This is a genomic window from Agromyces humi (assembly GCF_009720255.1).
Classification (GTDB): Bacteria; Actinomycetota; Actinomycetes; order Actinomycetales; family Microbacteriaceae; genus Agromyces; species Agromyces humi.
In genome coordinates this window covers 1-4705 of sequence record NZ_WJSP02000298.1, presented here as the reverse complement: position 1 = coordinate 4705, position 4705 = coordinate 1, and the positions used below count along the sequence as shown (strand labels likewise).

The window sequence follows — 4705 nt, the reverse complement described above, 5'->3', positions numbered from 1 at the left end:
CCGCGATGCCAGCCCTCGGCGAGCACGTCGCCGTGCGGCGAGAGGATGACGCAGCCGACGCGCGGGTTGACGCCGCGGGCCGGGCCACGGGTCGCGAGTTCGAGGGCGCGGCGCATCGCTGCGGCATCCGCCATCGTGTGCTCGCCGGTCGTCATCCCGTGTCCTGTCGTGAGGGCTCCGGGGGATGCATCGGCGATGCCGCGGTGTCGACCACCGCCTCCATCGGCTGCGCACGGCACAGCCGACACGTGCCGCCTCCCATCCGGACTTTCACCGTCGGTACCGGAATTCCACCGGTTCAACCACTCGTGCGGGGCCTCTCGGCCTCGCGCTCGCAGCTCGCGGACTGTCACCGCCGGCTCGGATTTCCACCGACCCCGGAGCACGTTTGTCGTGTCGATTCTAGGTCAACGCGTGCGGAGCCCGGTTATTCCCGTCATCGGGCGCCGCACGGCGGCCGTCGGGTCAACGGCACTGGGCTGCGGCGGCGATCTGCTCGTCGCTGGGACGGCCGTAGGCCTCGATGCCCGCGCCGGGCAGGTCGTAGCCCATCCCGATCGCCCACGCGGTCGCCCACATCTCGTGATCGCGCCGGAACTCGGCGCCCTCGAAGATGGGGGCGCACGACGGGCGGATCGCCTGCGTGTGGCCGACCTCGTGCACGACCACCGCCTCGGCGTTCCGGTCGTCCCAGCTGTCGTCGATGCTGTACGTCAGGGTGATGCGACCCCAGCCGCCGTCCTCCGGCCAGAACTCCGCCGTGCCGGCGTACCAGCCGTCGCTCGGCACGCCCGCCACCTCGTACGCCCACTCGAAGTCGAGCGTCACGCCCTGCGAGATGGATCGGGCGAAGTCCTCGATCTCCGCGCGGCGCGGATACTCGGCGCGCGCCGCCTCGACTGCGGCCTGCGATGCGCGGAGCGCGGTGACCGCGTCGACCAGCTGCGTGAACCCGGTCGCGCTGTTCGACTGGCCGTCGACGCCGCTGCCGTCGATGAGGTGCCGCACGTCCAGCACCGTGCGGTACGTGGCGAGGGGGTGCGATGCGATCTCCGCGTCGGCTCGTTCCCTGGCATTCGCGAACACCGCGTCGACGCGCTCGGCGACGGTCTCGCGGGCCCGTCGCACCTCGGCTTCCGCCTGCTGGAAGGTCTCGAGCGCTTCTGCGCGCTCGGGAAGCGCCTCGGCCATCGCGACGAGATCGGCGTAGCGCTCCCAGGCCGGTGAGAACTCCGTCGGTTCGTCGAAGAGGCCGGTGAGGGGGCCGCTCGCGGCGGGCGCCGTGTCGAGGGACGCGGTCAGCTCATCGGTCTCGGCGCCCAGGGCCTCGACGAGGTCGGGGGAGACGAGGTCGCCGCCGACGACCGTGCGGAGCGCCTCGGCCCGGGCGGCGACGGCGTCGGAGCGATCCAGCCCGGCCTCGTAGTCGTCGATCGTCTCGGTCAGCTCGGCCTCGGTCGAGGCCAGGGCGCTCCACGCCTCCTCGTAGGCGGTGGTCGAGATCCACTGATGTCCGAGGACGCCGAGCGCGAGCGCGACGGCCGTGCCGGCCACGATGGCGGCCACGGGCGGTCGGGACCGGTGCGGCGTCGGGTCGGACCGCTGCGGTATCGGGTCGTCGCCTGCCTCCACGCCGCTCCTTCCGCCATGCCGCTCGGTGCGGCATCCATACGCTAACCCGGCGGCCGTGGCGTGGGTGTCACGATCGCGTCACGCCTCGACGAGCGCCCGGGCGGTGCCCTCGTCGACGATGAGGTCGGTGATGAGTCCGGCGGCGAGCGCGCCGCGCAGGCTCGGGAGCTTGGCACGGCCCGACACGACGCAGATGCGTCGCGGTGCGCGCCGGAGCACGGCGAAGTCGGGTCCGGTCGCACGTTCGTTCAGGGCGATGCCCTCGCTCGTGCCGTCGGCACGGTAGAAGACGGTGGCCACGTCGCCCACGGCGCCCTCGCGGCTCAGCCCCTCGTAGTCGGCCCGCTCGAGGTAGCCGCCCTGGTAGACATGGCTCGGCACCTCGGCGAACGGCGAGCCGACGCCGAAGATCGCGACGTCGAGGCGGGCCTGCAGGTCGAGGAGCCGGCGCGTGCTGCGCTCCTTCCAGAACGCCCGCTTCGTGGCCGGATCGTCGAAGAACGCGGGCACCGGGAACTGCTGCACCCGTGCGCCGAACGCGTCGCCGAAGCGGCGCAGGAGCTCGCTCGCGTAGAGGATGCCCGTCGTGCGCACGTTGCCGGCACCGTTCAGCTGCACGATCTCGGTGTTGTGGGTGGCCTTCGGCACGAGGTGCCGGCTCATCGCGGTCATCGTCGAGCCCCACGCCACCCCGATGGCCTGGTTCGAGTCGACGTACTGCCCGAGAATCCGTGCAGCCGAGAGCGCGACGCGATCGAGCCGATCCACGTCGCTCGCGTGGTCGGGCACCGGGATGACGTGCGCGCGCACCTCGTGGCGCGTCAGGATCTCCTGTTCGATCCGGCTCGGCAGGTCGAGCGGGGAGTGGATGGAGATCTCCACGAGCCCGCTGGCGCGCGCGTGGCTGAGGAGGCGCGAGACCGAGGAACGCGAGGTGTGCAGCTCGTGCGCGATGGCGTCCATCGTGAGGTCCTGCATGTAGTACAGGTGTGCCGCACGCAGTGCGTCCCTGGTCTTGCCGTTCACGGCGTCGCCGCCCTCGGCGCTCCCGCGTGGCTCGTTCTCGGTCATCTGGCCCCTTGCACATATGTTCACGCGGCTTGCAACAGCGTGCGCTCGCGCTCACGATGTATTCATCCACACCCGGCCCGCCGACGCAAGCCGACGCGGCCGAGCGCCACCCGCACCCGCATCGAGAGGACAGCGATGTCTCCGCATCCCACGATCCCGCAGCCCCACGAGCAGGGCCGCTTCGACGGCACGCGACCGGATGTCGCGGCGCTCCGCGCCCGACCGTCCGCCGACGTGCTCATCATCGGCGGCGGCATCAACGGCATCGCCACGTTCCGCGACCTCGCCCTCCAGGGCGTCGACGTCGTGCTCGTCGAGCGCGACGACTTCGTGTCGGGGGCGTCGTCGGCGTCCTCGCACATGATCCACGGCGGCATCCGGTACCTCGAGAACGGCGAGTTCCGGCTCGTGCAGGAGTCCGTCGAGGAGCGCAACGGGCTGATCCGCATCGCGCCGCACTACGTGAAGCCGCTCGAGACGACGGTGCCGATCTTCTCGACGTTCTCGGGCATCCTCGCGGCGCCACTGCGATTCCTCACGCATCGGCAGGGCAAGCCCACAGAGCGCGGCGCCGCCCTCATCAAGACCGGCCTCACCATCTACGACGCGTTCTCCCGCGACGGCGGTGCCGTGCCCCGCCACCGCTTCCACGGGCGCCGTCGCTCCCTCGCCGAGCTGCCGGCGCTCAATCCCGGCGTGAAGTACACCGCCACGTACTTCGACGCGAGCATGCACGACCCCGAGCGCCTCGCCCTCGACGTGCTCTTCGACGGGCTCGCCGCGGGCCCGCACGCCCGGGCGGCGAACCACCTCGCGGCGGTCGGGCTCGACGCCGACGGGTTGCGCGTGCGCGACGGCCTCACGGGCGCGGAGTTCTCGATCGCCGCGGACGTCGTCGTGAACACCTCGGGACCGTGGACCGACCTCACGAACGCCGACCTGGGCCGTCCGACCGCCTTCATGGGCGGCACCAAGGGCTCGCACATCGTGCTCGACAACGACGAGCTGCTGGCCGCGACGGGCGGACGCGAGATCTTCTTCGAGCACGAGGACGGCCGCATCGTGCTGATCTACCCGCTGAAGGGCCGGGTCATGGTCGGCACCACCGACCTCGAGCACGACGTGCGCGAGCCGGCCGTGTGCACCGAGGAGGAGGTCGACTACTTCTTCGAGCTCGTCGCGCACGTTTTCCCAGACGTCCACGTCGATCGCTCGCAGATCGTCTACCGCTTCTCCGGCGTGCGTCCGCTGCCCCGTCACGACGAGACGCAGCCCGGCTTCGTCAGCCGGGACTACCGCATCGAGCGGGCGGAGGCCGCGGCACGTCCTGGCACGACCGTGCTGTCGCTCGTCGGAGGCAAGTGGACGACGTTCCGGGCACTCGCCGAGCACCTCTCCGACGAGGTCCTCGGCCTCCTCGGGCGCGAGCGCACCCGCTCGACGCGCGGCCTCGCCATCGGCGGCGGGGCGAGGTACCCCGAAACCGACGATGCACGCCGGGTCTGGCTCGCCGCGCACGGCGACGAGGTGGGCCGCGCCCGCGCCGACGAGCTGCTCGAGCGCTACGGCACGCGCGCCGAAGTGCTCCTCGCGGAGACCGAGGGCCTCGAGGACCGGCCCCTCGCGCACCACCCGTCGTACACGCGCGGCGAGATCGCGTGGCTGCTCCGCAACGAGCGTGTCGTGCACCTCGCCGACCTGGTGCTCCGCCGCACGAGCATCGCGTTCACCGGAGCCCTCACCGCCCCGCTCCTCGACGAGCTGGCCGCGCACGACGATGCCCACGAGGACGACGAGCATGAACCGCGAGGAGCTCGGCTCGGCTGGATCGACATCGGCCGCAAGGGCGCCGCCGTGACGCGGCATCCGCACGCCGCCGTGGATCCAGGCAGTGATGCTCGCCTCGGTCCGCGTGATCGCGTTCGTGGTGATTGCCCCGCCGTTCTCGCACAAGTCGTTCCCGGGTCGTGTGAAAGCGGTCATCGCGATCGGTCTGGCGCTC

Annotated in this window: 3 protein-coding genes, 1 pseudogene and 1 riboswitch; of the genes and pseudogenes, 2 read left to right on the top strand and 2 right to left on the bottom strand. The window is 71.6% G+C overall.

Annotated elements, in window-relative coordinates; genetic code table 11:
* Positions 1–244: 244 nt before the first annotated feature.
* Positions 245–390, bottom strand: a riboswitch (FMN riboswitch).
* A gap of 75 nt (positions 391–465) precedes the next feature.
* Complete coding sequence (locus GH736_RS17575) at positions 466–1632, bottom strand: hypothetical protein (RefSeq protein WP_159605631.1); 1167 nt, start codon at positions 1630–1632, stop codon at positions 466–468.
* Positions 1633–1710: 78 nt separating this feature from the next.
* On the bottom strand, positions 1711–2703 hold the full coding sequence (locus GH736_RS17570) for a sugar-binding transcriptional regulator (RefSeq protein WP_159605629.1): 993 nt from the start codon (positions 2701–2703) through the stop codon (positions 1711–1713).
* Between the two features lie 135 nt (positions 2704–2838).
* On the opposite strand from GH736_RS17570, the pseudogene GH736_RS17565 reads away from it, so the two are divergent.
* Positions 2839–4470 (top strand): annotated as a pseudogene (locus GH736_RS17565) (glycerol-3-phosphate dehydrogenase/oxidase); the annotation flags it as partial.
* 127 nt (positions 4471–4597) lie between these two features.
* The coding region (locus tag GH736_RS25780; protein WP_162529579.1) for a flagellar biosynthetic protein FliR at positions 4598–4705 on the top strand (108 nt) is incomplete at its 3' end.